At 62.2% G+C, this 26,807-nt stretch carries 26 protein-coding genes and 2 pseudogenes; 7 read left to right on the top strand and 21 right to left on the bottom strand.

All coding sequences use genetic code 11. The features are described 5' to 3' along the window. Positions 1 to 189: 189 nt before the first annotated feature. On the top strand, positions 190 to 477 hold the full coding sequence (locus tag EPO61_09255) for an HU family DNA-binding protein (protein TAJ08287.1): 288 nt from the start codon (positions 190 to 192) through the stop codon (positions 475 to 477). Positions 478 to 586: 109 nt separating this feature from the next. On the opposite strand, the gene EPO61_09250 is transcribed toward EPO61_09255, so the two are convergent. Then, positions 587 to 859 carry a hypothetical protein gene (locus EPO61_09250; GenBank protein TAJ08286.1) on the bottom strand — a complete coding sequence of 91 codons (273 nt, stop codon included), beginning with the start codon at positions 857 to 859 and terminating at the stop codon, positions 587 to 589. Between the two features lie 286 nt (positions 860 to 1,145). On the opposite strand from EPO61_09250, the gene EPO61_09245 reads away from it, so the two are divergent. Next, positions 1,146 to 1,358 (top strand): hypothetical protein, encoded by a 213-nt coding sequence (locus EPO61_09245; protein ID TAJ08285.1) that lies wholly within the window; start codon positions 1,146 to 1,148, stop codon positions 1,356 to 1,358. A 33-nt stretch (positions 1,359 to 1,391) separates the two neighbouring features. Here the strand turns inward: EPO61_09245 and EPO61_09240 are convergent, their stop codons facing one another. The 5 genes from EPO61_09240 to EPO61_09220 form a co-directional block, all read right to left on the bottom strand. Continuing rightward, positions 1,392 to 1,628: an allantoinase gene (locus EPO61_09240; GenBank protein ID TAJ08284.1), complete on the bottom strand. Its 237-nt coding sequence runs from the start codon at positions 1,626 to 1,628 to the stop codon at positions 1,392 to 1,394. A gap of 72 nt (positions 1,629 to 1,700) precedes the next feature. Then, a complete protein-coding gene (locus EPO61_09235; protein TAJ08283.1) occupies positions 1,701 to 2,495 on the bottom strand; it encodes a cyclase family protein in 795 nt (264 codons plus the stop codon). A gap of 114 nt (positions 2,496 to 2,609) precedes the next feature. Then, positions 2,610 to 3,041, bottom strand: coding sequence for a hypothetical protein (locus EPO61_09230; protein ID TAJ08282.1), 432 nt, complete (start codon positions 3,039 to 3,041; stop codon positions 2,610 to 2,612). A gap of 111 nt (positions 3,042 to 3,152) precedes the next feature. Further along, positions 3,153 to 4,970 (bottom strand): hypothetical protein, encoded by a 1,818-nt coding sequence (locus tag EPO61_09225; GenBank protein TAJ08281.1) that lies wholly within the window; start codon positions 4,968 to 4,970, stop codon positions 3,153 to 3,155. Between the two features lie 330 nt (positions 4,971 to 5,300). Beyond that, entirely contained in the window at positions 5,301 to 5,600 is a 300-nt protein-coding gene (locus tag EPO61_09220; GenBank protein ID TAJ08280.1) for a twin-arginine translocase TatA/TatE family subunit, read from the bottom strand. Positions 5,601 to 5,697: 97 nt separating this feature from the next. On the opposite strand from EPO61_09220, the pseudogene EPO61_09215 reads away from it, so the two are divergent. Beyond that, positions 5,698 to 5,775 (top strand): annotated as a pseudogene (locus tag EPO61_09215) (twin-arginine translocase TatA/TatE family subunit). Positions 5,776 to 5,785: 10 nt separating this feature from the next. Here EPO61_09215 and tatA read toward each other — a convergent pair. Further along, positions 5,786 to 5,944 (bottom strand): annotated as a pseudogene (tatA, locus tag EPO61_09210) (twin-arginine translocase TatA/TatE family subunit). A gap of 180 nt (positions 5,945 to 6,124) precedes the next feature. Then, positions 6,125 to 7,561 (bottom strand): class I SAM-dependent methyltransferase, encoded by a 1,437-nt coding sequence (locus EPO61_09205; protein TAJ08279.1) that lies wholly within the window; start codon positions 7,559 to 7,561, stop codon positions 6,125 to 6,127. Positions 7,562 to 7,727: 166 nt separating this feature from the next. Here EPO61_09205 and EPO61_09200 point away from each other — a divergent pair, with 166 nt between their 5' ends. The 4 genes from EPO61_09200 to EPO61_09185 all read left to right on the top strand — a co-directional run bounded on the left by EPO61_09200 (position 7,728) and on the right by EPO61_09185 (position 11,299). Beyond that, positions 7,728 to 8,321: a hypothetical protein gene (locus EPO61_09200; GenBank protein ID TAJ08278.1), complete on the top strand. Its 594-nt coding sequence runs from the start codon at positions 7,728 to 7,730 to the stop codon at positions 8,319 to 8,321. Positions 8,322 to 8,443: 122 nt separating this feature from the next. Beyond that, on the top strand, positions 8,444 to 9,202 hold the full coding sequence (locus EPO61_09195; protein TAJ08277.1) for a glycosyltransferase: 759 nt from the start codon (positions 8,444 to 8,446) through the stop codon (positions 9,200 to 9,202). 72 nt (positions 9,203 to 9,274) lie between these two features. Then, positions 9,275 to 9,574: a lipid A biosynthesis protein gene (locus EPO61_09190; protein TAJ08578.1), complete on the top strand. Its 300-nt coding sequence runs from the start codon at positions 9,275 to 9,277 to the stop codon at positions 9,572 to 9,574. 3 nt (positions 9,575 to 9,577) lie between these two features. Beyond that, a complete protein-coding gene (locus EPO61_09185; GenBank protein TAJ08276.1) occupies positions 9,578 to 11,299 on the top strand; it encodes a glycosyltransferase family 39 protein in 1,722 nt (573 codons plus the stop codon). Between the two features lie 16 nt (positions 11,300 to 11,315). Here the strand turns inward: EPO61_09185 and EPO61_09180 are convergent, their stop codons facing one another. The 13 genes from EPO61_09180 to gspH form a co-directional block, all read right to left on the bottom strand. Then, on the bottom strand, positions 11,316 to 12,335 hold the full coding sequence (locus tag EPO61_09180) for a phosphatase PAP2 family protein (GenBank protein ID TAJ08275.1): 1,020 nt from the start codon (positions 12,333 to 12,335) through the stop codon (positions 11,316 to 11,318). Positions 12,336 to 12,414: 79 nt separating this feature from the next. After that, the gene (locus EPO61_09175) at positions 12,415 to 13,548 is read right to left on the bottom strand and encodes a hypothetical protein (protein TAJ08274.1); all 1,134 of its coding nucleotides are present in this window, start codon (positions 13,546 to 13,548) and stop codon (positions 12,415 to 12,417) included. Then, positions 13,535 to 15,769, bottom strand: coding sequence for a M1 family peptidase (locus EPO61_09170; protein TAJ08273.1), 2,235 nt, complete (start codon positions 15,767 to 15,769; stop codon positions 13,535 to 13,537). Before EPO61_09170 ends, EPO61_09175 begins: the two co-directional genes overlap by 14 nt. 7 nt (positions 15,770 to 15,776) lie before the next feature. After that, positions 15,777 to 16,706 (bottom strand): signal recognition particle-docking protein FtsY, encoded by a 930-nt coding sequence (gene ftsY / locus EPO61_09165; protein TAJ08272.1) that lies wholly within the window; start codon positions 16,704 to 16,706, stop codon positions 15,777 to 15,779. A gap of 15 nt (positions 16,707 to 16,721) precedes the next feature. Then, positions 16,722 to 17,204 (bottom strand): rRNA maturation RNase YbeY, encoded by a 483-nt coding sequence (gene ybeY / locus EPO61_09160; protein ID TAJ08271.1) that lies wholly within the window; start codon positions 17,202 to 17,204, stop codon positions 16,722 to 16,724. 138 nt (positions 17,205 to 17,342) lie between these two features. Next, complete coding sequence (locus EPO61_09155) at positions 17,343 to 18,317, bottom strand: PhoH family protein (protein ID TAJ08577.1); 975 nt, start codon at positions 18,315 to 18,317, stop codon at positions 17,343 to 17,345. A gap of 208 nt (positions 18,318 to 18,525) precedes the next feature. Then, a complete protein-coding gene (locus EPO61_09150; GenBank protein ID TAJ08270.1) occupies positions 18,526 to 19,317 on the bottom strand; it encodes a hypothetical protein in 792 nt (263 codons plus the stop codon). A gap of 250 nt (positions 19,318 to 19,567) precedes the next feature. Beyond that, positions 19,568 to 23,590 (bottom strand): hypothetical protein, encoded by a 4,023-nt coding sequence (locus tag EPO61_09145; GenBank protein TAJ08269.1) that lies wholly within the window; start codon positions 23,588 to 23,590, stop codon positions 19,568 to 19,570. 60 nt (positions 23,591 to 23,650) lie between these two features. Then, positions 23,651 to 23,998 carry a hypothetical protein gene (locus EPO61_09140; protein ID TAJ08268.1) on the bottom strand — a complete coding sequence of 116 codons (348 nt, stop codon included), beginning with the start codon at positions 23,996 to 23,998 and terminating at the stop codon, positions 23,651 to 23,653. Between the two features lie 13 nt (positions 23,999 to 24,011). After that, positions 24,012 to 24,653 carry a hypothetical protein gene (locus tag EPO61_09135; GenBank protein TAJ08267.1) on the bottom strand — a complete coding sequence of 214 codons (642 nt, stop codon included), beginning with the start codon at positions 24,651 to 24,653 and terminating at the stop codon, positions 24,012 to 24,014. Then, positions 24,650 to 25,864 (bottom strand): hypothetical protein, encoded by a 1,215-nt coding sequence (locus EPO61_09130; GenBank protein TAJ08266.1) that lies wholly within the window; start codon positions 25,862 to 25,864, stop codon positions 24,650 to 24,652. The genes EPO61_09135 and EPO61_09130 overlap by 4 nt, the downstream gene beginning before the upstream one ends. Next, the gene (gene pilV, locus EPO61_09125) at positions 25,684 to 26,223 is read right to left on the bottom strand and encodes a type IV pilus modification protein PilV (GenBank protein TAJ08265.1); all 540 of its coding nucleotides are present in this window, start codon (positions 26,221 to 26,223) and stop codon (positions 25,684 to 25,686) included. Before pilV ends, EPO61_09130 begins: the two co-directional genes overlap by 181 nt. Beyond that, the gene (gspH, locus tag EPO61_09120) at positions 26,199 to 26,696 is read right to left on the bottom strand and encodes a type II secretion system protein GspH (protein TAJ08264.1); all 498 of its coding nucleotides are present in this window, start codon (positions 26,694 to 26,696) and stop codon (positions 26,199 to 26,201) included. Before gspH ends, pilV begins: the two co-directional genes overlap by 25 nt. Positions 26,697 to 26,807 lie beyond the last annotated feature (111 nt).

The raw sequence follows: 26,807 nt of genomic DNA, 5'->3' as shown, positions 1-26,807 counted from the left end.
AGTCATATTTCACTTTTTGTGGTTGACACGTTAGGGAGCTTTCGCTACACTCACCTCCGATCTGACGGAGCTGGCTGATGCGTTGTCCCCTCTGTAAAGAGAGGCGTACCCCCAGTCACCGTGGGCCCAACCAATTTTGGATACAGGCTGTCAGCAGTTCACCTTTCATGACATGTTGAGGAGGTCCGTATGGCAAAAGCGATGACCAAGTCCCAGATTGCCGATCACGTGGCGGGAAAAGCCGGCATCACCAAGAAGGCTGCGGCGCAGCTCCTGGATGATTTGGCGGCCCTGGCCTATAAGGAAGCGAAGAACACCTTCGCACTGCCGGGAATCGGCAAGCTGGTGTTGGCAAACCGAAAGGCTCGGATGGGACGCAATCCCCAAACCGGCGAGGCGATCAAGATCCCGGCCAAGCGCGTGGTGAAGTTCCGCGTGGCCAAGGCTGCGAAGGATGCCATCCTCGGGAAGCGGTAATCTCGTCGCCTCACCTTCCCACTGAGGCGTTGTTCATTAAAAGGGCCGGTCCCGCAAGGGACCGGCCCTTTCTCATCCCCCCCCCCACCAAGACGCGGGCGGCACAAGGCTAGAAGGTCGGGGCCAGGCCGCTGCCCCCCATGCCATCGTGTGCGACCAGCTTGATCGCATCCCCGTCCTGAATCCTCGTATCCTCGCTGGCAATCCGCTTGTTGACGGTCACCAGAAGCTTCTTCTGCTTCATCAGGGTGAGCACCGGCTCCATGGTCTCGCCCTGCCGCTGGATCAATTGGCGCACGGTCATCGGCTCGGGAAGCTGGCAGGCGACATCCCGTTCACCCTCCGTCGTCTGGAGTTGTCCCATTAGCATGATGGTCACCATACAGTCCACCTCATGGCCGGCAAGCGCCTCGCGATTCGAGTCGGCCGCCGGAATGCGCCTCTTGTTGACTCCCCTGTCTCAGTCTGATAAAGGACCTGCTTATGCAATCGCTCAACGTCCATGATCCGGGCATGCCCGATCTCCAGTTCGTCCTGATGGTCATTGCCCTCTGCACCTCGGGCCTGCCGTCCCTCAACGTACCGGAGCCGACCCGGACCGGATCTTCGACCGCTGCTGGGCGCTCGTCAACGACGGGCCGCCGCCCGCTCGGCCTGAGGACCGTGTCTTGGATCTTCGGACGGGCACGGACGTGACGCTCGAGGCGATGGTCGCGACGATCCGCGGCGTGCTGGGCGAGGCCGGGATCACGCGCCTGACCTGGGACCATCCGCCCAGCGAGCCCTCCAGGTCCAGCACCCCAGAAGCGCTGCCGTTGCTCAAGCGGCTTCAGCGACTCTACCCGGAGCCTCCCGATGTCGCGGATGGCGGCCGAACCTGACCAGGCCTCGCGCAAGCCTGGGCCCGGCTTCCCTCAGGACTCTCCGTAGATCTCAAAGAACGCGTCCACACTTTGCAGCAACCGCGCCTTGATCTCCCCGACCGACCCGTTGATGACATGCAGGGCCATCGTGTCGCGCGAGCCATCCGGCAACATCACGGGCACATGGGGATGGACCAGCTCAGGCGCCGCCCCCCGGTCCAACCGCATCCCGTAGCAGAGGGTGTACTGGGGCTGCACCAGCTTCAGATGCCGCTTTCGTTCCGTCATGTCTCACTCCTCGACGCAACCATCCCCTGCCGCCGGATCATGAACCGACCAGCCGGGAAGGGGACCGGCTGATTAGGGAACTTGGGCCACAATGCGCACCGGGCTGCCGGTTCCTCCGTTGATCTTGATCGGCAAGGCCCAGAGGGTTGCGCCGCGAGGTGGCAGCCGCTCGAGCGAGGCCACGTTCTCCAGGGCATAGACATCGGCCTCCCCCAGCACTCGGTGCACGGGAAAATCCCGCGAACGCCCCGGATCGATGCTCGCCGTATCGATGCCCAGCCCACGAACGGCCCGCTGCGCAACCAGGAACGTGGCCGCTTCACGTGAAAATCCAGGGAAATGAAGGGTCAGGGGATCGTCCGAGGTCTGGCTTCCCAGATACCGCTGCCGGTCCGGCCACCGTTGCCCCCAGCCGGAAAACATCAGGACGATGGCCCCGTCTGGGATTCGCCCGTACCGGGACTCCCAGGCCTGGAGATCCTCAACGGTCAACTCGAAGTCCGGCTGCTCCTCGCAGCGGGGCCGAACATCCACTACAATCGCTGGCCCGGTCAGCTGTTCGAGTGGAATCTGGTCCACCGTGCGACGCCCCCGACCAAAATGAATGGGGGCATCCAGATGAGTGCCTCCATGTTCCGACGCCGAAAATGTCGCGGAGGCATACCAGTACCCGCCGGAAGTCATTCCCCAATCGGTCCGTTCCCACTGGAAGGGTTTGTTATGGGGCCAGTAAATCGTGTCCTGACCGAAGGGATAGGTCAGATCAACCAACAGCCCCGTCCGAGCCGGTGTACAAGCCACCAGCAGACCGGCCACGAAAACCGCCCACAAGGCCGTCAGCCGGAAGAAGCCATCGCACTTCCGCATGGTCAATGCTCCAGTTAGACGTTCACCAGGCACAGGCCGGATAAAAAATCCCCGCCTGGGCATGAACCCAGGCGGGGATCTTTTCACAGTGCCGTAGCTGAGAGCGAGTCTCGGTTACGGTGCGACGTAGCTCCCGAACTTGGGAACCGTGTCGCAGGTTTCCTTCGGATCGCCGTTGTTCTGCTTGCAGAGATAGAACAGGGCCCCCTCACCGGACAAACGGGCTTCCTTGTGCTGGCGGGTCTTGGCATAGCCATAGGCCATTTCCAGCTGGTGGATCGCCTTGGCATCGGCGCTCCCAGACTTGGCCGAAGCCAGGGCCTCCTGATACAGGCCTGCTGCCTTGCCCATCTGCCCCACGTCCGCGCCGCCGCGAGCGGTTACATCCACCGTCGTCCGCTTACCTTGGGCCGGGAAATCCGTCAGTTCTTTAACCGCTTGAGCGGTCTTCGACAACGCATCGCTGACCTGAGCCTTGGCCACTGGAGGCTGGCTCAGCATGGCCAGCGCGACCCCGCTCAGGGCCAGCAGCATGAACTTCTTCATGGTTCGTCTCCTTTCTCTTAGCATAGTCGAATTCGAGGCCTCGGGGCCAGGACAAGAGCAGCACTCCTGTCCATCAGCCCCGATACCTCTCATGCCGATAGGCGCGGTCACTTAGAAGTTCATCCAGAGCTGGGCATAGGCCCAATCCTGGGCGCCGCCCGTGCCTAAGTTCTGAGCGATATATTCACCGGCAAAGAGGTGGCTGAAGGTCGTCTGGAACGCCACCTTCCCGTCCGCGAACATACGCGTCCAGGTGAAGTCGAACTCATCACCGATATGGGTCGCCTTGTTGTCCGTCCGCGACCAGACATAGACGCCCTGCGCGCCACGGTACCAGTTGTCCTTGGCGTTCGCCAAACGCAGGTGGCTGTACCAGAACTCGATGTGGTCCCGTTCCGTCGGCCGCGCCTGATAGTTGAACTGCGGGCTCATCATGTTCTTCCAGGCGATCACGTCCATGTAGCCCATGTGGATGTGGTTCGTCGGGTACATGTTCTCGAACGTGTTGGCGGTCGAACAACGCATCCCGGTCGTGGCCGTCGGCCCACCGTTTGTGGAGCCCGTACCGGTGGCACAGTTCGCGTTTCCGTCGCCGGAGGCATAGTCAAACCCGACCGCGTAACGCGGTTTCCACTTGCTGTCGTAATTGGTATAGCCGATCCAGTTACGAGTCGCCCAGGCATTGATGGTCAGCCGGCGCTGGTTGTTATCCGAGAACAAGCCGCTGTCCATCCGGCCTGTCTGCCAGTCGGTTTCGTTGATCAGATCCCAATTCCCTTTCCGCATTTCAATCCGGTTGCCGAAGTTGTGCCGGATCTGATTCGAGTGCTTGGCGGTTCCAAGACCCTGGGCGGCGTTTACATTGCCATTCATATTGTTGATGTACAGGAAGTAGTAGGGTTCGATCAGAAACCCTGGGACCGATTTGATCTGGTTGTAGAAGATGAACATGTTCGCGTCGGCGAAGCCGTCCGAGCCGGCCCGCTGCGTCGCGGAGCAGTTGGCCGTTGTCGGGGCCGCAACAGAAGTTGGGGAACCGCCGGCGCTCGAGCATCCGGCAACATTGGCACCGAGACTCCCTACCGGCGCACCCTGAGCAATATCCGTCTCCGCAGTCACGAACCAGCCCAAGTAGGAATCGAAGCTCTTGGTGCTGTACTGGAGCATGATACCGTCATGCGAATAGCCGGTATTGGCCCAGTCGAAGTGGCCGAACAGAGAGTGGTTGCCGAAAATGATGTACTGGCGGCCCGCCTTCATGCTCAGACCCTGGACATCGCCCAGGTTCCGGATCAGCATGTAGGCAGCCCGGACGCCCAGTCCGCAATTGGCTTGCCCGCCCGTGACACCGACGCCGCAATTGTGGTTCAGCGCATCGCCGGAATTCCCCGCGTTATTGGGGTTGCCGTTGCCGCCCCAGGTCGCGCTGTCGATGATTTCCATGTAGAAGTTCACGTCCGGCGAGAGGTCGTAACCGATACCCAGCCGCGCCCACTGTTGGACGTAGAAGTCGCTGGCATTCCTACCCGCGTTCGCCCGGGAGGCCTGGTTGGTCCCGTTCAGATTCTTGCCGCCGACGGCAGACCCCGTCGAGTTTGCGTTCGAAAACGTGTTACAGGCCCCGCCCACCGGCGCGCCGCCGCCGAAGCAGACGCCGGACCGCCACTCAGGCCTGACGCGCAAGTCGGCGCGCAGCCAGAGGTTCTTCAGGTCGAAGTTCCGACCGATGACCGGATCGTAGTTCTCGTAGGCTTCCTTCTGCGGGATCGCTCGCGGGATCGGGGGCAAGTTAGTGATGCGCTCGCCCGGCGGCAACTCGTACCCGGCGAAGGCCGGAGATGCGAGCAACTGCAGACCGGCGGCCAAAACGGCCACCGTCAACGCAATCGGGCGGCCCAGCCACCCTTTCAACGAACTGATGCGGTTCATAACGTTCCTCCTGTGAGTTGGGCTTCACAGCAACGGCGGCTCTCCCTTGCCACTGCTGCTTCCTCCTCCCTGCTGGACGTCGCGCTCACTTTTACCGTGTCGCTGCGACAATCGCAAGAACTATCGCTCTGTCCATGCCCGCGAAAGCTTGTACGCTTCGGTATCTGCCTGTTGTGCCACAGGCGTTGAACCTTTCAACGAGGCGCGCCACTTCCGTTCGCAATACTGCGCCCCTTGCCCGAAGAATCTGCTCTGCTCCGTCACCCCCTTTCGACAGCGTTCAGAATTAAAGAATTAAACGGTCGCCCGTTCGGGCCGAGTCCTGCATCTCTAGCTATTGGTGGACGACGGTTGGCTATCGACACCTTGTTCCGGTTTGTTCGTCACTCGTTCGATCTCTTCTTCCGCTTCTTTCATCGAGGCCTGCAGGTCCTGTTCCACCATCTTGACTTCCTGCTGAATCAGGTTGACTTCCGGCTCCACCGACTTCCGGAGATCGTCCGCCGTCTCTTTGAATCCCTTGACCGCCTTGCCGACCTGCCGTCCGATTTCAGGAAGCTGCTTGGGACCGAACAAAAGAAAGGCAATGACCAGAATGATCAGCACCTCTCCTGCTCCCAGCCCGAACATCGTGCATATCCTTGCTCTCCGCGCCCACCCTCTCCCCCGGGGGCGAAGGGAGGGTTCAGAGGCTCTCAGCCTTGCCTGGTCGGCTCCGGTTGCGCTGGCGTCGATTGCAGCACCGGCTGGGCCGCCTGCCCCGCCGGCGCCAACTGCGGCACCGGCGCCGCTTGCTCCGGCGCCGCCGGAACCGCTGTCACGTCCACTGGGTCCGGTTCATGGACGGACTTCTTGAACCCCTTGATCGCCTTGCCCAGCCCTTCCCCCAACTGGGGAATCTTACCGGCCCCAAAGATAATGAGGACGATGATCAAGATCAGTACAAGTTCCATCCAACCGAACGAACCGAACATGTTTCCTCTTTTCGCGCCCTATGAAAACAGGGCGAACAAAGCTCTTTCCCTCATGAAACCGCCCTCTTCCCGATTGACGGAGGAGGAGCCTAGCACGAGAAACCGCGCCAGGCTACAAAAATTTCCATATCAAGTCAAGGAATTCCTTTGAAAATTTCGCTGGGTCCTGCAAGGACACCGCTAATAGTTTAAGTAGAGGTGCAAATAGTCCACAGATTGTGGGTGGACACGCAGAGCCGCCTGCACCATATGCGGGTCATAGCCCAAGGTTTCCAGCTCTCCAAGCACTCCCGTCACTTCCTCCTCGCTCACGTAAGCCACTGTGTCGGGGATGCCATCCCGCTTCAACGAGCCCAGCATGCCTTCGAGCTCCGCCCGCTCCGCCGCCGGCATATCCTGCCGCAACGCAAACTCCATGGGCCGCCCATAGGGACTCTGGTATCGCTGATTTAGGAGCAGAATCGTTTTGATGATCAGCCGGTCCTGCTCCCACGGTGCCAACCGGTCGGCCCTGGGAAAAGCAGCGAGTAAATCCATCAAACTCAGCACATTCGTGCCCAGGTTCCGCCCCACAAACTCCCGCTGGGATTCAAGGGTCACCGTGGCCATGCCAAGATGCCTGGACACCGCTTCCACGAGGGCGAAATTGACCATAAAGCTGTACTGCCCGCCAAACTGACCGTAGCAGGGCTTGTCCGGATCGTTGAGCACGGTCAGGTCTTCCGTCCCCGCGTCGAAGCTGCTGAATCCGATGGCCCCGTCGGCAAGCACCCGCTTCGCTTCCTTGACCGTGGCGAAGGCGCCCAAATTTACCGGAACCAAAACCTGCTCGTCGATTTTCTTGAGGAACTCCGTGATCGTCTTCCGATAGGGCACCGCTTTCCACTCGGCCTTGCGGTACTCTTTTTCCCAGACGATATCCTCCAGGAATGGAGGGAACCGGCTGAGCGCCTGGCTGTCCTTCGCCTCGAAGGCCTGGACGAACCCGGGCCAGTCCTGAATCTCCTCGTGCTTGGCCTCGCTCAGATTGGGGCGTAGATATTCCTCCTCCACCTCGCTCGCATTCCGAAGCATCAGTTTCGTCGGCAACTCATTCCACAGCTCGTTGCAGATGATGCGATCCACCGTCCGGTCCTTGACCGATGCCAGGTCTCCGGCATCGGCGCAGAGGACCTCCAGCCGATCCTGATGGCCGGCCAGGTCCGGGTGGTTTCTGGCCGCGTCCAGCACGCTGGATTGATCGTCGACCAGCACGTAGCGGACGCGCGGATAGACGGTTCCCGCTTGATCCAGCTTCCGGAGGTGACTGAGGAAGCAGGCAGCCAGGTTCCCGTTCCCGCAGCCCCATTCGTGAACCACCAACGGCGCACCTAGCGCCTGACCTGTTTGGCCAGCCTGTTGCTTGTCCCGCTTCTGAACCCGTTCGTAATAGTCCGCCGCCAGCGCGTGGGCCAGGCGATAGTCTGCGCTGGCAAAGGTCTGATAGTAGTCGCGGATGCGCCCGGCACGGAGACCGTAAAAGATCTGACTGATGTGGGCCTGCCATTCATCCAGCGGCTCAAATTCGCCGATGAGTTGAGGGAGGGAATCGGGATTCTTGGAGAACGTCGTGGGCATAACAATCCTTGCCTTGCCAAACCAGCCTATTGCGCGAAGGGGGTGGATTCTAGCAAAACCCCCATCCCCCCGCAACCGCCCCCCATGGCGACCAAACCGCCAAACCGCGACAAGCCGCTGCTTGCCTCCGTTGACAGCCAGGTAACCGCCTGTGTATCAATGGAGGATGACGGTCTTCTCTCGCATGCTCCTGGCCGGCGCGGCCGCGCTGGTCCTGCCGTGGCCCGTGCCGGCTCCAGCCGAAGAGATCCCCCTCACGCGCGACGTGCCGATTCAAGAATTTCAAAACAAGGCGGACCAGCCCTCGTACAACTTCGACGCCCCGCCACAAGGAGTTTTCCGTTCGATCCAGACCTCGGAGGGATACGAAGAGGAGATTGGCTTCCGCCGGACACATGAAATTGTCCCCGTCAGCCCGACAGACGTTTTTCGACCCGAGGCCCCGTCCGTCTTCATCGTCTTCACCGTCTTCCCCCACTACCAGTCCTACCAGGTCATCGGCATCTGCTATCCCGAACAGGTAGACGGCTTGGACCCCAAGACACCGGTTACCAAAGACTCCATGTACCTGGCGCTCGAAGATGAGAGCGGCTACCTCAAGCTCTTCCCACCCGCGGACCGCTGGAGGCCCGGCAAGTACAAAGTCGAGATTCACATCGGTTGGGAAGCCACCGAGATCAGCCTGATCGGCACCATGCGCTTCACCGTGGCCCGGGCCGGAACGGGACCTACCGGCATACCGCCCGGCCAGCCGAATTAATCCGCATCCGGCGGCGCAGAGCCGCTCACGGCGGGATTCGTTTGACCCTCGGGAGGGGATTCGTTACAATGCGCTCCTGACCCTGCGATCAGCCGACCCAGCAAGGAGCACCCCACACCGACATGACAGAGCAGCCCCGCCCCTGGGTGTCCGTCGTCATTCCCATCAAGGATGAACGGGACAACCTGCCCACGCTCACCGAGCAGTTGCTCAAGGTCCTGGCCGGGCAGGACGAGTCACGCAGAGCGCCTTTTGAAATCCTGTATGTGGACGACGGCAGCACGGACGGCAGCAGCGCCTTCCTGGACACCCTGGCGGCACAGCACCCGGAGGTCGCCGTCCTGCACTTCGATCGCAATTACGGGCAGACCGCGGCCTTCGATGCGGGCTTCCGCCACGCAGCCGGCGAGTTGATCGTGACGATGGACGGAGACCTCCAGTTCGATCCGGCGGATATTCCGAAGCTGCTGCCGCTGGCGGCCCGGTACGATCTCGTCTGCGGCTGGCGCAAGGACCGGCATGACAACCTCGTCCGGAAGCTCTCCTCGCGCATCGCGTTTCTGGCCCGGAGCACGGTAACCGGCGACCGGATCCACGATACCGGCTGCTCCCTGAAAGTCTTCCGGCGGCGGGTGGTCGAGCGGATGCCGCTCTTCGAGGGCATGCACCGCTTCTTCCCCGCCCTGGCGCAGATGCAAGGGTTCACCGTCACGGAAATCCCGGTGCGCCACTTGCCGCGCGCGCATGGACAATCCAAGTATGGGATCGGCAACCGGCTGTTCAAAAGCCTCTACGATCTCCTCGCCGTGCGCTGGATGCAGCGCCGGTGCCTGCGATACCGGCTTCGTGATCGGCAGGCGACGCATGGGGATCGCACATGAGCCGTCGGCACCGAATTGACGGCCCCAACACTTCACACTTCACGTTTCACGCCTGACGTATTGCCCATGAGCATGACGGAAAAAATCTGGCTGGGCATCGGATTCTTCGGCCAAACGGTTTTCTTTATGCGCTGGGTCGTCCAGTGGTTCGCCTCCGAGCGCAGTGCACGGAGCCATGTACCCGTCGCCTTCTGGCACATGAGCCTGATCGGTGGACTGATTACCCTGGCCTACGCCATCTACCGGGAAGACCCGGTGTTCATCGCGGGACAGAGCGTCGGGGCCTTCGTCTACATCCGCAACCTGATACTGATTCGCCGCAATCCTCACCAAGAACCGGCCTCCCCTGCGGCTCCGGACTCCAACGGGTGACCGGTGCTGAAGGAACCTAAGCTGCTGCTGCTCCTGGCGCTGGCCGGACTCCTGTTCCTCCTGGGTCTCGGCACCTTAGGATTGACGGACCGGGATGAAGGCAGCAACGCCGAAGCCGCCCGGGAGATGGTCGAGAGCGGCGATTGGATCACCCCCACCTTGAACGGGGAGCCTCGCTTCGCCAAGCCGGTCTTCCTGTACTGGCTGATCAGCGGCGCGTACCGCCTGTTCGGCGTCGGCGAGTTCACCGCCCGCCTCCCCTCGGCCCTCTTCGGCCTGGCGTTGATTCTCCTGCAGTACTGGTTCCTCGCGCGCGTGCGGGGGGCAACGCTGGGCTTTCTCGGCGCGCTGATGCTGCTCCTGAACGTGGAAATTGTCGCGATCGGCCGGCTGGTGCTCACCGACAGCGTGCTGATCTTTTTCACCACTCTCGCCTTGTTCGGGTTCTGGCTGGGGTTCCACGGAACGGGCAAGGCCCGTCATTATCTCTGGCTCCTGTACATCGGCATGGCGCTGGGCACGCTCACCAAGGGCCCGATCGGTTTTGCCGTGCCGCTCCTGGCCATCGTGCCCTACCTCACGATCACGCACCGCTGGCGCCGGTTCTGGCAGACCGGATTCCCGCTGGCCGGGTCCCTGCTCTTCCTCGCCCTGGCGCTTCCCTGGTACGGCATGATGCTGGCCATTCACGGCGCGCGCTATACGGCCTCGGCCCAGGCGGACACGATCGGGCGTTTCCTGAACGTGATCGGCGGACACGGGGGCACCCTGTTCTTCTATGTGCCGGTTCTGCTCTTCGGGTTCTTTCCCTGGAGCGGATTCTTGCCCGTGGCGCTCTATCAGGGGTTACGCAACTGGCGGGGCTATTGGACGGATCGTCGCGCGGAAAAGGAAGAGGGCGCCAAGGAACTGGAGTTGTTCGCCTCCCTGTGGATCGTCGCCACCTTTGTGTTCTTCAGCGCCTCGGCCACGCGGCTCCCCCATTATATCGGCCCGCTCTTTCCGGCCGCCGCCCTGCTGACAGCCGCCTACTGGCACCGGTGCCTGCTGGACCAAGCCACTGCGGGGCTCCGCGCCTCGCTGCGCCTCCTGATCGTCACCGGCTCTCTGCTGGGCTTCGGCCTAGCCGCCTCTCCGTCGCTCTACGCCCATTTCGTGGACAAGATGACCAAGGAATTCCCGATGGCCGCCCAAGTGGACCCGGGACTCGGCCCGCCGGCAGTCGGGTTCATCCTGATCATCGGCACGGTTCTGGTGGGCTACTTCGGACTCCTGCGGGAGCGGCGCGGCGCGGCCTTCTGGGCGGCGAGTGTCACGATCAGCCTCGTGCTTCTGGTCTCGCTTCAGATCACCGTCCCCCGTTTCAGCCGGTACTTCGTCTCTCCTCCGCAGGAACTGGCCTTCACCGCCGGGGTGAATTTGGGTCCGGACGACCGGTTGATCCTGTACGGTCCTCCGAGACCCTCGTTGATTTTTTACGCGAAGCGGAAAGCCATCCTCATCAAGCCGGGAGAAGAGGCCAAGATGCAGCCGCACCTGACCCAGCCGGGACGGACCATGATCATGATGCCTTCCCGCTTGAAACCCCAGCTTCCGCCCGAGGCCAAGGAGTACCAGGTCATTCTGGAACGGTACGGGTACAGCCTCCTATCCAACGAGCCGATGGTCAAAGGACTCCCCGACAAGCCTCCGGTTCCGATCCCCCGGTTCGGCCCGCACGGATAAGATTCGTGATGGGCAGTCAAAGAAGGGGAAGAAGACCCTGCACCATGTGGAGGAAACCAGCCACAAGCCCCACGCCGATCGTCACGCCAGTCTCCATCAAGAACCGCGGCTGACACGGAGCCGGCTCACATTCCCGACCGGATAGGATGCCCTTGTCCGTCCGGCTCACCCCCCATGCCACGAGCGCCAGCATGGCCGCCGCTGAGACCAGCCAGAAGCCGGTGCTCAAGGCCAGCCCGGCCCCGAGCAGAAGCCCTGACCAGGGACGGACATCCGCAGATTGGCCGGCGAACATTGCTCTCCAACGCAGTCCGAGGCCGACGAGAATCGCGACAAACCCAGCCCCTGTGAGCCACAGGGCCCCCCGGTGATCGGAAGAGGACTGCACCATGGGCCAGAACAGCGCAAAGACCGCCGACAGGGCCAGCGCCAGCTTGGTGAGCATCCGCGAGCAGACCGTGAGCCAGTCCAGATACGAATAGGCCAGCAACGCCCCGATCAAGACCCCGATCGCCGCCCCCCCGACCGCATCGGTCGGAAAGTGCGAGCCACGCCAGACGCGGCTGCAGGCGATCAGCGCCGCGGCCAGATAGCCGATCCAGCCGAGCCGGGGAAAATGGCGGGCCAGCACCGTGGCCACGGCGAAGGACGCCGAAGTATGGCCGGAGGGGAATGAGTCGAATCCGCTGACAAACGACGGTTCGAACTGAAATTCTCCCTCCTGGGTCACACGCGGTCTGGGCCGGCCGATCGTATGTTTGAGCAGTTGGGTCACCAGCGCCGACGCGCCGTGGGCCACCAGCCCCTGCAAGCCGGCATGAAAGAGAGCCGGCTGCATCCGCAGGCGGCCGGCGACGAGCAAGGCCGCGCTGAACGCCACCAGGACCGCACCGCTGCCAAGGCGCGCCAGCAGATCGCCGCTCTGTTCAAGCCAGGGTTGGTGCACCGAACGCATGAACCGGATCAAGGGCATGTCGAGTTGATGCAGGCCCCAAAAGATGAGGCCCAGTGCCGTGCAGGAAAGGACAATGGACATGAGGCGTGAGGCGTGACACAAGGCTGACGCTTTCTCTCTGGACTCACCCCTCACGTTTTACGCCTCACGTCTCTCGGCATTACGGCACCCAGTCGGCCAGGAAGATATTGAACTCGCCGCGGGCGCCGGCCCCCCGGTCGGAGATCCAGACCAGCTGGGTGCCGTCCGGCGAGAACATCGGGAAGCTGTTGAAGCCGCCCGCAAAGGTCACTTGCTCCAAGCCGGTTCCATCCTCGCCGATGAGGTGGAGGTGGAACGTCGGCGGGCCTTTGGGCTGGTCGGCCGACGTCCCGGCCTGCCGCTCCGGCAGGTTGGACGAAAAGATGATCCGGCGGCCGTCCGGGTGAAAGAAGGGGGCGAAGTTCGACGCGCCGTTGGCTGTCACCGGCCGCTTGCCGGTCCCGTCGGCGTTCATAACGAAGATCTCCAACTGACCCGGCTCAACCAGATTTTGCGCCAGCAAGGTTTTGTATTGGGCGACGGCCTCCGGTTCCTTGGGATGCGATGCCCGATAGACAATCCGCTTGCTGTCGGGCGAGAAGAATGCACCCCCGTCATAGCCCAATTCGTCGGTCAGGCGCCGGACGTGGGTCCCGTCCATGTTCATGGCATAGAGGTCGAGATCCCCGTCCCGCACCGAGGTAAAGACGATGGTCTTGCCGTCCGGCGAGATCGTCGCCTCCGCGTCATAGCCTGGCGTGGTCGTCATCCGATGGGGCTGCTGGCCGTCCACCTTGAACGAAAAGATGTCGTAGTTGTCCAAGGCCCAGCGGTACCGGCCTTCGATCTTGGGCTTGGGCGGGCAGTTCGGACTCGTGAGATGTGTGGAGGAAAAGAGAATCCGGCGATCGCCGGGAAAGAAATAACCGCAAGTCGTCGTCCCAAGCCCGGTGCTGACCCGTCTGACGGCCTTGCTCTGCAGATCCAGCACGTACATTTGATAACAGCCCAGACTGGAGCCTTCCCTGGGCTTGTCGATCATCTGCGGCCCATCCCCGTAATCGGTCGTGGACTGAAAGATCAACTTCGTCCCGTCGAAGGAGAAATAGGCCTCGGCATTCTTGTTGCCGAACGTCAGTTGCCGAATATTCGTCAAATGATGTTCTGACGGATCGGCCTTCACAGGCACCGGCCAGGGTTCGGCCATTGCCGTTCCGGTCAGGATCGACAAGGAGAGCGCCAGAGCGGCCACCACATGATCACGGCATTTCAACGGACACCTCCAGTTCGTCTTGCACGGAAGAGAAATCTCCCCGCGTCACCACGGCCCCATCCCGAAACACCACATAACTCTGCCATCCGTAGAAAAATAGCAAGCGCGCAACCTTGGCCGCCGCCTGTGGCGACAGGCCGTAAAACAGCGTCGTAACGCTGCCCGGACGGTCCGGACGCCGGCAGGACAAGAGGAGCGCAAAGCCCTGCCCCTCGTAGACGGTCCCGTCGAGCGTGAAGCGGTCGCGCTCCAACCGGACCCTCTCGCCGCAGGCCTGCCGCATGAGCGCCGTTCCCTCGTTGAGCATCGGCCCTCCCAGAATGAGCAGCGATCCCTCGGCCGGGACCGGCTCTCGATCGGTGAGCTGCGTTATGGCCGGTTCGCGGGCGGCCACCTGCCGCCCCAGCTCCCGATAGGGGGCCGTTTCCGTCGCGGGCTCGGCGACCGGCAGCACCAGGGTCCGGTTCCGGTCGGTCACATAGAGGTTGAGCATCGGAGGGAGCTGCTCCCTGGGCAGGCGCCTGAACGTGTCGAAGTCCGGATCGAGACGGAGCCGAACCGGCGCGCCCGGCATGAGAACGCTCAGGGTTTGCTCGGCGCCCTGTACCTCCAGCCAGGCCTCGTGGGTCCGCCCTCCCGCCAAATCCGCCACCAGCCGGAGACGAAGCCGGTACGGCTCCCCACTTTGACCGATCCGAACGGTGAGCCGGAATCCGGATTCCGGCTCGGCCTCGGGAGGTCGGTCGGCTCGCACAGCCGCAATCGTCACCAGCGGCGCGCCGGGCCGTTCGACCCATTGGGCGAAAAACCAGCGCAGCTCCTTCCCGCTGGCCGCGGCGAAAACCCGCTCCAAGTCGGCCCATCCGGCATAGGTCCCGCCATAGCCGGCCACCAGCTTGCGGATCGCCGACCAAAAGACTTCCTCGCCCAGCTCCCGGCGGAGCTGGTGAAAGATCATCGCGGTTTTTTGATACCCGATGGCGTTGTCCTTCTGGTCGGTCTTCTGCCGAAAGGCCGCCACCGGATAATCCTCCTCCGGCCGCACGTAGACCGCATAGCTCAACAGCATCAAGCGACGCTGGTCTCGGGCCTGGTCTGGTTTGCCGGTGAGCTCATCGTAATAATAGTTGGCCAGATAGGTCGTCAGCCCCTCCACCCAATTGCCCTGCTCCCGTTGGTTCAACACCCAGTTGCCGATCCAGGAATGGACGATCTCATGCCCGAGGGCATAGGGCTGGACATAGTGCCGCTTCACCACGCCGCTGCCCAGCAGGGTAAACGAGGGCATGCCCAACCCGCTGGCAAAAAAATTCTCGACCACGGCGAACTTCGGAAAGGGATAGGGCCCCAACAGACGACTGTAGGCGTCGAGGTAGCGGACGGTCGCGGCCAGATACTCCTCGGCCAGCTGGGCTTCTTCGGGGAACAAATAGGTCGCCACGTCCACCGTCCGCCCGTCCGGAGCCTTCCACGCCCGATGAGCCTGCACGAAACGGTTTGCGACCAGTGACAGCGCTTCGGTCTTCGCGGTTACCTCCCAATCCTCGACCACGTGACCGTTCTGGACCCGCCGCGCGACCTGCAGACCATGCGTCACCGCCGACCAGCCTTCGGGCAGCGTGACGTGCACCGCGAAGGTCGGCAGCGAGCCCTCGACATCCGGATACCAATGGGTCTCGCCGCTCAGGTAGACGCCTTCGCTCCCGATATGGCCCTCTGTGTCGCTGGGCGTCACGAACCGGAGCTGGCGAGATTCGCGGGGCGGATCGTCGAGCAGGCCCTCGTACCGGACTTCCAGTTTCAGTTCCCTCCGTTCCGCCACGGGGGCAGCCAGGGGGACCGTCACCTGCCGCAGCCGATCCCGTCCGGCCTGGCCCTCTCCGGTCGGCGGCTGAACGTCCCAGCGGAGCGGCCGCCCTTCATGCATCACCGCGGTTACGTGCAAGGCAGGATTGAGCGACCAGGAGAAAGACGGCGGAGCGCCTGCCGGGACCGTGACGGTCATCCGGTCGGTCACGCGCAGCCGATGTTGCTGCGGCAGCAACTCGACGGAGAGTTCATGGTGCCGGAGATCCGCTGAACGAGCGGCCCCCTCGGCCATCGCCCCGTCGGCCAAGGCCAGCCCATCCGCCAGGAGCAATGCCGCAATGATCACGAGAGGCGCGTGTGCCATGCTGTTCCGCAAAACTTGAACCGACGGACCGATGCCGGGAGAATACATCTGGAGGTCAGGAGGTCGCGACCAAGGCGTCCACGAACTCTTCGGCGTGAAAATCCTGCAAGTCCTCGATCCCCTCTCCCACGCCGACGAGGCGGACCGGAATCTTCAGCTCCTCGGCGATCGCAACGACGATTCCGCCGCGCGCCGTCCCGTCCAGTTTGGTCACGGCCAGCCCGGTCACCCCCACCGCCTCGTGGAACTGCCGGGCCTGGGACAGCGCATTCTGACCCGCCGTCCCGTCCAGCACCAAGAGCACCTCGTGCGGCGCGCCCGGCAGTTCGCGGGCCAGAACCCGCTTCATTTTTTTTAGCTCGTCCATCAGGTTCGACTTGGTATGGAGCCGGCCGGCCGTGTCGATCAGCAGCACGTCGGCGTGTCGGGCCTTCGCCGCAGCCAACCCGTCGAACACCACGGCGGAGGGATCGGACCCCTGTTGTTGCCGCACGACATCCACCCCGACGCGACCGCCCCAGACCAGCAATTGCTCGATCGCCGCCGCGCGAAACGTGTCCGCCGCCACCAGCACCGGCTGATGCCCGGCAGTCTTCAATCGCTGCGCCAGCTTGGCCACCGTGGTGGTCTTGCCCACCCCATTGACCCCCACCGCCAGCAGGACATATGGCTTCGGCCCCTGCCGGACCAAGGCTTCGAGCGGCCGGCTCTCGCAACGCTGCAAGGTTTCCAGAAGGGTGCCTTTCAACACCTCCAGGATATGCCTTGCATCGGGCCCCGAAGAGGCGAGGCGCCCCCGTTCCGCCTGCAGCCGCTCGATCAGCCGCGTGACCGTATGCACGCCCAGATCAGCCGCGATCAGCGTTTCTTCCAATTCTTCCAGCACCGCCGGGTCCGGGCCGCGGCTGACCAGCCGCACAAGCGAGTCCTTCACCCGCTCCCTGGTCTTGGCCAACCCCTGACTGAGCCTCGCGAGCCATCCCATGGAATGGTTGCCCGATTACCCTTTCCGCTTCACCAACGCCGGCACGGGGCTGACGGCCCGCAGAACGGCCCGCTCCTTCCGCTGCATACGTTGGGCTTCGCGCACATTTCGTTCATGGTCGTACCCGAGGAGATGGAGCATCCCGTGGATGAGCAGCGTGGCGAGTTCATGATGCAACGGGAGGCCGCGCTCGCGCGCCTGGCGGACCGCCTGCGGGAGTGAGATCACCACGTCGCCGAGCATGGAAGACGTGAAACGTGAAGCGTGAGGCATGAAGCGTGGTCGGATATGTCGCATCGGGAACGCCAGCACGTCGGTGGTGGCATCCTTGCGGCGATACTGCCGGTTGAGGCGGCGCATGGACGCATCGCCGATGAACGACAGGCTCACGTCGGCTCGGACCTCGCCCGTCGCATCCAAAATACGCTGCGCCAACTGTTCGATTCCGGCGCGGCGCAGCGGGATGCGCCGGACCGAACAACGCACCGTCACCGGCATCAGCAAACCGTCTCCAGGATGTTCAAAAAGGCTGTCCAGCGAGGCCGCAGCGAACAAAGAGGCGAGTCGTACTCCGCGCCGTACGGCGAGCCTCTGCGTGATGCGAGAACAAAGCTGGCAACATTTTTCAACATCCTGTCAGTGGGGCTGCTCCCCGTTGCCGGCCCGGCCTCGCTGCCCACGGAGTGGCCCTCGGCTCGCTCCCCGTCCCGACTTGTCGTCCCGGATTCCGCCATGGCGGATCGGGCTGTGCCGGTCGTAGGCCTCGATGATCTCCTGGACCAGACGGTGACGCACGACGTCCCGCTGGTCGAAGTAGACGAACTGGATGCCGGGAATTTCCTGGAGAATCTCCCGCGCTTCGATCAGCCCGGACACCCGGTCGGAGGGCAGATCCACTTGCGTGATGTCGCCGGTCACAACCGCTTTGGAATTGAAGCCCAGTCGGGTCAGAAACATCTTCATCTGCTCGGCGGTGGCGTTCTGCGCCTCGTCCAGGATCACGAACGAATCGTTGAGCGTGCGGCCGCGCATGAAGGCCAGCGGCGCGATCTCGATCTCGCCCCGTTCCACCAGCCGATTGGCCCGCTCCATATCCATCATGTCGTAGAGGGCGTCATAGAGGGGCCGCAGATAGGGATTCACCTTGGCGTACATGTCGCCGGGCAGAAACCCCAGCTTCTCCCCCGCCTCCACCGCCGGCCGGGCCAGGATGATGCGGCTGACCTCCTTGCGCGTCAGCGCGGCCACCGCCATGGCCATGGCCAAATACGTTTTCCCGGTCCCGGCCGGGCCGATCCCGATGACAATATCGTAAGTCTGAATCGCTTCCAGGTAAGCCTTCTGCGCCGCCGACTTGGGTGCGACAAAACGTTTGGCCGTGGCGATGGGCACGGAGCTGAGGAGCAGTTCCTTGAGCGGGACTTCCCCGGGCCCGCGCGACGCCTTGAGGGCCACGGCCACGTCTTCGGCCTTCAGCTCGTAGCCTTCGGCGGTCAGAGCCGCCAGCTCGGTCACGAGGCGTTCGGCTTTCCGCACCGCCTCCTGGGAACCGGTCAGAATCAGCTCGTCGCCGCGGGCCGCCAGCTGCACCCCCAGATCGCTTTCGATCATTTTCAGGTGCAGATCGCGCGAGCCGAACAGGCTGGCGGTATTGGTGCCCTCTCGCAGCTTGAGTTTACGCACGCTGGGGGTGTGGGATCCTCCGAAAGAATCGATTCATTGAACCATTGAGTCAATCTTACGGCTTACGGACGCATTCTAGCAGAGGGTCGAAGAGGGAGACAAGGCGGGGTTCGACCGGGAAGGGCCGACGGCAAAGCTAGCCCATGTCCAATTCGAATTCCTGAAACCCCAGGCCTTCGTGATCATCACGCACCACCACACGGACCCGCTGCACGCCTTTGGCCCCGGGGGGCACCTGCCACAGAATCCGGCCGGTCGCCTTGTCGATGGTCATGCCGGGCGGCGCAGCCTCGAGGCTATAGGTCAAGGGATCGCCTTCTTGATCGACAGCCGTCACCCCGTACTCGAACCGCCCTTCTTTCAGCGCCGATGGCGGCGTGGAGGTAATCGTCGGCTGGTTGTTGACGATCGTGAGTTGGGGCGAACGGAACGTCCGGCCCTTATCCGTTCCGTCGTGAGGAGTCACATCCACCAGGAGCACATCACCCCGCGCGAATCCGATGGTGTCCAGACTCGGCTGGTCTCCCCTGCTCCCCTCCACCGGCACGTTGTTCCTGAACCAGCGATAGGTGTAGGTGATCGCGTCTCCGTCCTGATCCCTGCCCTCGACTTCCACGTCCGCTCGGTCTCCGATATGTGCGGGGCTCGGCCCCAAGGTCAATCGCTGCGCCTCCGGCGGACTATTGGGCATCGTCACGGATGCACTGCGAACCGGGAGCCCCTCCGCCTTCCCATCCAGCGGCGTCACTTCCACAGCCAGTTGATCGCCCCGCTTCAACATCGTGGGCAAGAGGGTGGAGGTGACCGCCCCGGGGATCGGCGCGCCGTTGGCGAACCACTGGTGGCGAAAGAGGATCGAATCGCCGTCCTGGTCCTCCGCATCCACCTGCGCCTCTACCGGCGCGCCGGGCAGAATCGGCTCTGGCATCAATTTCACGGCGCGGATGACCGGAGGATGGTTGGACCCAGCGTTCCCGGGCGGTTTGGCCTGGGCAACAGGAGCAGGAGAGGCCGACGGGGCCGGCTGGGAGGACTCGGAGGAACAGCCAAGTGGCCAGAGGCCGAGCAAGAAGAGGGCGAGGAGCATCCCTCGCAGGACACCCCCCACCCGACACACGCACTCACTTAACACAGACACCTATTCATTCACTTCGACGACCGTGATGGTTCATGCTGCCTCAATCCCGCTGGTTGATCCAGGAGATCATCCGACTCCAGGACGACAGTGCCGGACTGGCCGATATCTTGGTAACGGCGCCGCTGCTGGACTGGCCGATCAGGCTCACCCGCCCGGAACTCCCCCCCCCGCCGGAAGACCCGGCATCGCCGCTTCCCTGGGCCCCGATATGCACCGCCATTTGTGACGACAACCCGGTTCCCAACGACATCGAGCGTTTTACGTTGACATTGCTCCCGACGGTCTCCGTCCCGATGATCGACGACTTGTAGGCGGAGCCGGTCTTGTAGAAGAGCGCGTAGAGGGATCCGTTGCCGGACGAACTGCACACATCGCTGGTCGGAGTAAAGGTCGGGAAGAATACCGTTCCTCCGATGATGATCGGGGTGCTCACGTCCCGTTCACCGAGCGTCGGCAAGGTTGAATACCAGCCGTCCATGCCTGGCGCAGAGGATGTTCCCTCAATCTTGGCTTGGAGCCCGTCGAACGTGGTGACACCCGAAAGGCCCGTAACCTGGGTCGTTCCTGTGGCACAGGTCGAACAAACCGTGATATTGGACACATTGAGAAGATTGTTTTTCACGCAACTCGTCACGCTGGATTCTGTGCAGCCCCCTGTCACGACCGGATCCTTCACCCCGAAGAAGTACTGGGTGTCGGTATTGGTCTTATCGGCCACGGCGTAAAATCGTCCGCTCCCGAAATAGACCCAGATATTGTTGACATCGTCCGCTGCGACGGTGGGCGCGGCAGTGATCGGTCCCACCTTAAGACTGTTGTCCGATGGAAACGTGCTCAACAGAACGGTCGGCGCCCGGTTGGACCCGTTGAGTATCCCCCACGTGCTGGGATCCACGTTCCCGCCGTTGGTCGTCAGCCGATAGAGCTTGCCGATCCATTTCGGGTTGGTCGAGGTGATGACATTTCCGGCATAGGCCACATCCGCGCGATAATCCAATTGCGCGTCGAGACTGATGAGGTCGCCGAAGAACGAATTCGAGTCGCTGGTCGTAAAGGTCGTCACCAGACTGACCCCGCTGCTCGCATCGACGGGTCCGGTCTTGAGATCGACGGCAAAAAACTTGCTCGTCTGGGCGCTGCTTCCAGCATACCCGGTGACGCCGGATCCGACTAGCATGAGCCACTTGGCATTGGTATTGTCGATCTTGCAATTGTCCCCACTGCAAGCCGGTTTCACACGCAGGATCGTCGGATAGTTCGTGGACAGGCCAAGATCGGACTGGCTGAAGGACCAGAGCAAGACCGGGTCCTGCTCCGGATCGGTGATGTCCAGCACGAAATAGGCGGTATAAAAGGTTCGAGTCGTGGACGTGCCGCTGCCGGTGAAGTCAGCCGTCACCTGCATCGACGGTCCGCCCGTGCTCGCCACGCAAGCCCCGCAACTTCCGCCCATCCGGAATCCGCCGATCAGGATCGTCCCCCATCCGCCCGGATGGGTCGCATCATCGGCAAAAATGCGCGCATCCGTAATCTTTGGTTTCAAGTCCACATAGTAGACGTGGGTATAGTCTGTCTGCGTCAGCCACTTGAGGTGGGGCAGGAGTTGATAGGGCACGAAACCCCAGAGCTCGTCGCCTAAGGCCGCTCCGCTGCTGTTGTCCGTGGCATTTTTCGTAAAATAGCCGTGCTCGGTCACGCTGCTCGTCGCGCTGTTGTCGCCGCGATGATAAAAGCCCGCGTTGAAGGCGTGGAGCATCCCGTCGTTGGACCCGACGTAGGCCACCTGCCGGCGGCTCTTGTACTTCTGGAAGAAGGCCGTGTAGCTCGTGTCGCCGTAGATCACGTCATACCGTTCTTTGGGCGCTCCCACGATGGTGGGGGTGCTGTGGATCGGGTCCCCGAGTTTCCATACCTTCAAGGTGCCGCTTCCGGCCGGAACTTGCATTTGGCGATCACGCATCCCCGAAACCTGCGTTCCGCGGATGAAATCGATGATGTTGGTCGCCGTGTAGGGTGCGGTCGAACTGGCCCTGAGGTACGGGCTCAGCGTCGTTGCGTTGGCTGTGATGAACGCGATCTGTTCCCCGGCGTCCACGAATCCGTCGTTGTCGCCATCCACCCATGTCAGGATTTTCCGGTCGGCGGCGTTTTTCAGCGCCAGCTGCTTGCCGGCCTCCCAGATAGCCATCGTCTCTCTCAAAGTGACGGTCTCGAAGGCAGTCGTCGTGTCCGCCTTGCCGTCGCCGTCAAGATCCTTGAACCGGTCCAGCTTCACGTCACCGCTGGCCGTGTCGTAACGGGTCTGGATGATATAGTCCTTGGAATAAACGAGCGTGGCGTCGCCGTCTGTGTCTTCGCGCAAGTTGCCGAATTCGTCGATGAACAGGCCTTGCGTATACCCGGTCCACTTGATTTCGTTGAGGCCTTCGAAAGTGCTGGGGAAGAAATAGGCCTGGTACAGAGAGCCGTCGCCGGTTGACGAACTGGCCAGCACCGACACGGAGGTTCCGGAAGCGCTCCGCTGGAGGATACTGGTAATGGCGGCCAAGAGCCGGTCCTGCAACTCATCGGCATTGGCCGATTCAAAATAGGTGTCCGGGATACCGTCGGCCCCTGCCGCGCCGGTGTTGTTGTTGACCCGATCCCATTCTTCCGTGAGGTCCGGAAGGTTGTTGCCGTTTCGATCCTCGAACCCTCCGGCCTTGGCCGTCGTTTGAAGGATTTCGCGCCCGATGTCTTCTCCGAACGCATAGAAGGTGTAGATGATCAGGTTCTGGTTGCCGGACAGGTCCTTCCCCGATTCGTTGATCACGGGGATGGTCGCCTGACGCAAGTCCGTGGTATGGGCCCAATAGGCCACGTCGTCCAGGTAGTGGGACCCGTTGTTGGCATAGTTGGTCTTGTGGGGGGTGCAGGTGGTCGCCGTCGTCACGCCGGTGCAGTGGGTCCCGTGGACAGCATGGGCATAGTCCTGCAACGCAGAGGGGATGTTCGTGTCTTGCGTCGGCTCCCCGTCGGTGAAGATGATCACGAAGCTCTTGCAGCAGGTCACATATTGGGAAGAATCCGCCCAGGTCGGGCTCTGGAAATAAAAGGGATCCTTCGTCGTGACGTTGTACGAATAGTCGCTGTTGGTGTAGGCCGGCGCGAGCTGGGCGAAGTAGCGAGTGGATTCGTAGAGGGACTCCGCCAGCGGAGTCCACGTGGAGGGAGTGGTGCTCTCGATTCCCGTGATCATGTCGGTCGTGTTGCCGCCGATATTGTTCAGCACCTTGCCCCCGTCCCCCGCGCCCTTGAACTCCATCAGCCCGAAGCGGGCCTTGGACCCAACCTGTTGAATGACGCCGGACGCGTCCTGCAGAAGATTGACTTGAATCTGCCAGTTGCTCTCCGCAAAACTGTCCGAATCGGAGCAGCTCGTACCCCCCGGCTGGGTACTGTCGTTATCCACGCAGATGCTCCCCTTCAGCGAGGAAATGCTGCCCATATTGTGGAAATAGACGTTGCCGGATGACGGGATGTTGGCGGAAGGCATGCGTCCCGTGGCCTGGGCCACTGTGACGGAGACGGTTTGGTTCGCGCAACAGGCTCCGCTGTCGAACGTACTCTGTCCGATCAATTGCCGGCAAACCCCGTTCGTCGAGCGTCCTCCGACCGAGCAGGTCCCCCCCATCATGACCCATTTGACGATGTCGACCCGCCGCATGGTTGCGTAATTGAGGAGGCTTCCGCTCCAGGGATAGGATGTCCCGCAAGTTCCCACTGTCGTTGGGTTGTCCGACGAATCAGGCTGAAACGAATTGGTTGAGTAGGTATAGCACTCGTAGGGGTCGAACAGCCCGAAGTAGGCCTTGGCGGTATCAAACGCTGTCTGATAGGCTGCTTCGTTCATGCTGCCCGAGTTGTCCAGGATCAGCAGGATATTGGGCGGCACGACGTTGCTGATGAAGGGGGGGGTGCCCGTATAGTCGGCCATGGCCTGTGCTCGTATCTCGACCGGCTGGAGCAACGCTCCGAGCATCACCAGCATGCATGCGGCGCCCGCGATCATTTTGCGTTCCATATTCGCCTACCTCCTAGAAGTCTCCTGCCTGCAACCGTGTTCGTGTTCGCCCATGTTTCTTCACTTCGGCAGGATCAAGACCAACTGGTCGATGCGGTCACGCTTCAGGTGAAACAACACCTCAGCCCCTTCATTGATATCTTTCAACTCGCGCGGACGATCCTCATCGTCTTTCACCGTCACCTCTTTGTCCAACAGATACTCCCGTTGGTTGATCTGGATGGAAGAGCCCCGTTTCCCCGTGACCTGGCCAGACTGGAATCCGGTTCTGGGTTGCGGACTGCTCATCTCGGCCAAAGATCGGGCGCTGCCTGAAACATCGAGTCCGGACGCGCACAGGAAGACGACAAGCCCTGCCCCGATCGCTCCCGCGTTCCAAGAGCCCTTGCGCAGATTTCGCCTGCCCATCGTTTTCTTCCTCCTATATCTTTTTCTGGCAGGACTCGCCGGTCGCCGTACATGCATAGATTGCTGTGATCCGGTTCGTCGTGCTAGTCGCCGCGTTGGTCGCCGTGCAGTCGATCCGATAATAGATATCCACACCGCCGCCGCTGGCCCCGCCGGCCGTTCCTTCATAGCCTCCGGCAAATTGCAGGGACCCACCGGCTTTCGGAACCGCGTAGAGCCGATCGATGTCACCCCGAACCGTATGATTATCCACTGTAACGAGGGTATTCGGAGCCGTCCCTGAGGCATCGCTGTTGTTGTCGGAGGCGCCGATGATCTCGGACTGCAAGACGGCACTATTGCTCGACGGGATCGGCCCCGGCGGATTGGCATTGTCCAGAAACGCAGAGGAAAGCGAGCCGTCGTCGATCGTCTGCTGGATGATCTTCACCGCCGTCTGCACGCAGGCTTCGGCGGCGCTGGCCCCCGACTCGCCGGTCCGTCCGAACCAGGCCATGCGATTCCCCACACCGGTGACCGTAATGGACATGATGCCGACGATCGTCATGATCATCAGGAGCAGCATGACCGTGATAAGGGCGATGCCGCGTTGCGACCTGACTCCGTCTCCCGTCGCGCGCCCCTGCCGCTCCGCCACGACCGCCGGTCGGTTCATGATCCGAGCCCCACATTCCTCAGCTGGATCGTCCGCGTGACGATACGCCGGCGGATCTTGGAGTAGTCGGACGCGTTGTACCCGCTGTCGCTCGTCGGATTGTGGTCTTCCACCGTCGTGGGAGAGGTGCCCTTCCAGTCCAGGTCGCTGCGCGTCTGCCGGGCCACCACCGTAACCCGCACGAGCCGGATCGTGTCCGGGGTCATCGGAGACGTTGTCCAGGCGCTGTTGGAGATGAAGTCCGACGCATCGAACGTCCCGGAGGCGTTTTGATCATCCACCACCCCATCCGGCACCCCGGTTCCGGTGCACCCGTCGCAGGCATAGGCCATTTGTATATCTTCAATCCCTTCCGTGATCGGCACCCCGCCACGCCGCAGGCAGGGCGTCAGCCCTGAACAGAGGGCCGTGGTCGTCGCAATGTCATAGGTGATGCACCGCAGCCAGTAGACCTGAGTCCCGGCCTGGTAGACCGCGGGGGCCGCGATGGACGTCCCCAGGGTCAACACGTCGCCCGAAATGGCGCTCACCGTGCTCGTATGGATGCCGCCGACCGAGATGGTGGAGGCGGTGCCGAACCCGTCCGGGGCCATGGCCGCCACCGCGCCGCTCACCAGAGTGATCGTACTGACGGTGCCCGTGGCCGCCGCAGCCAGAGTCGACAAGTTGGTCGGCACGGCCACGGAAAACGAGTCTGATCCTGTGTCCGCCCCCGTCGGCGCGTTGTCGGCGGGGACGATCGCATTGTTGCAGGTCCCGATGGTACCGTTCATGCCGAACCCGGCCGCCTTGAGGTCCTGCGAGATCAGCTCGATCGCGATCCGTCCGTTCTGCTGCAGCTCCACCGTCTGGTCGTTGATCTGAGCGGTTTTCTCCCCCGAGGCCAGCACCGTGTACCCGGCCGCCGTGACGATCATCGAAATGGCGAGGCCGAACATCAGCTCGACCAGCGACGCGCCTCGTTCGGCCCGACCGCCCTCGGTCGAGAACCATGGTTGCACATGTCTCGCGTGTCTCGCGCAGCGGCGTGTCATAAGGCGTCCGAGATAAGGACGGTATTCAGGGTCACGGTATGGGTAAGCACCTTGCCGCTCCAGGTGACTTGCACGGCCACCAGACTCTGGTTCAAGTTCGTCGGGCCTGACGCGGTGACTGTCACCCGTCCCTTGGCGTTTCTCAACTGCGTCGTGGCGGCCAGCCGCGCCTGCCATTGATCGTAGTCGCCCCGGGCCATGGTTTGCGTGCTGGCCGGCCTGGTCGCGCTGTTCGACGTGTCGATGCTGTTGTAGGCCGTCACGTTTCTGGTGTTGTAGCGGATACGCTCGACCATTTCCGTCGCCAGGCTCGTGGCAAACCCCAACTCGTTGGCATCCACGTTGCCGCGCAGCGCCATGTCCTGCATGGCCGCCGTCGCCAGCAGTCCGACCGAGAGAATCGAGAGGGCGAGCATGGCTTCCAACAGGGTGAAGCCGCGGTCCTGCAGTCCCCTCTTCTTGCCTCCGCAGCTCATCGCGTTCCACATCCAATCGCAATCGCGTCCGTCGCTTACGGGCAGGGCGATGTCGTGCACCAACGAATCCTACCCGCCGGCGTGACCTGAATCTCATAGGTGAGCCCGGCCCGATCCATAAGTTGGAGTGCCTGATTGGCCGTTCCCCCACCCACCCGCAACCCCAGGGAATTGAATTGAAACGTGGTCGTCCCTCCGATCGCCGTGACTTCGGTAGGCATGTTTTGCGTTTCTATCGCGCAGAGCCTCGTATCCGCCAGGCAGGCCGCCGAGGTATTGGCCGAAGTCGTATAGGTGGCCCTGGCCTGGCCATTCGTGATGGCCACCGTCACCGTGATCGTCGTATTGCGATTTTTCGCCACCGTCCGCGCCACGTTCATGTTACTGTTCAATTCGAGCAAGGCTGACTTGAGTTTGGACTTGGCATACCAAGCCTGGTAACTGGGAATGGCGATGGCGGTAGCCAAGGCCATGATGGCCACGACCGTCATTACCTCGACAAGCGAGAATCCCTGCTCTGACCCCGGTCTCATTCCCCATCGATTCACCGCAAACCTCTTGCCTGTCACCACCAAAGTGAGCAAGTGCTGTGCCCCTTTCTGAGAACGTTCAAATTTCGTCTAACCTCTTGATTATAAAATTCA

Source organism: Nitrospirota bacterium (genome assembly GCA_004296885.1).
Classification (GTDB): Bacteria; Nitrospirota; Nitrospiria; order Nitrospirales; family Nitrospiraceae; genus SYGV01.
Note: the sequence above shows the minus strand (reverse complement) of the source record. Positions and strands in the feature narration are given on the sequence as shown.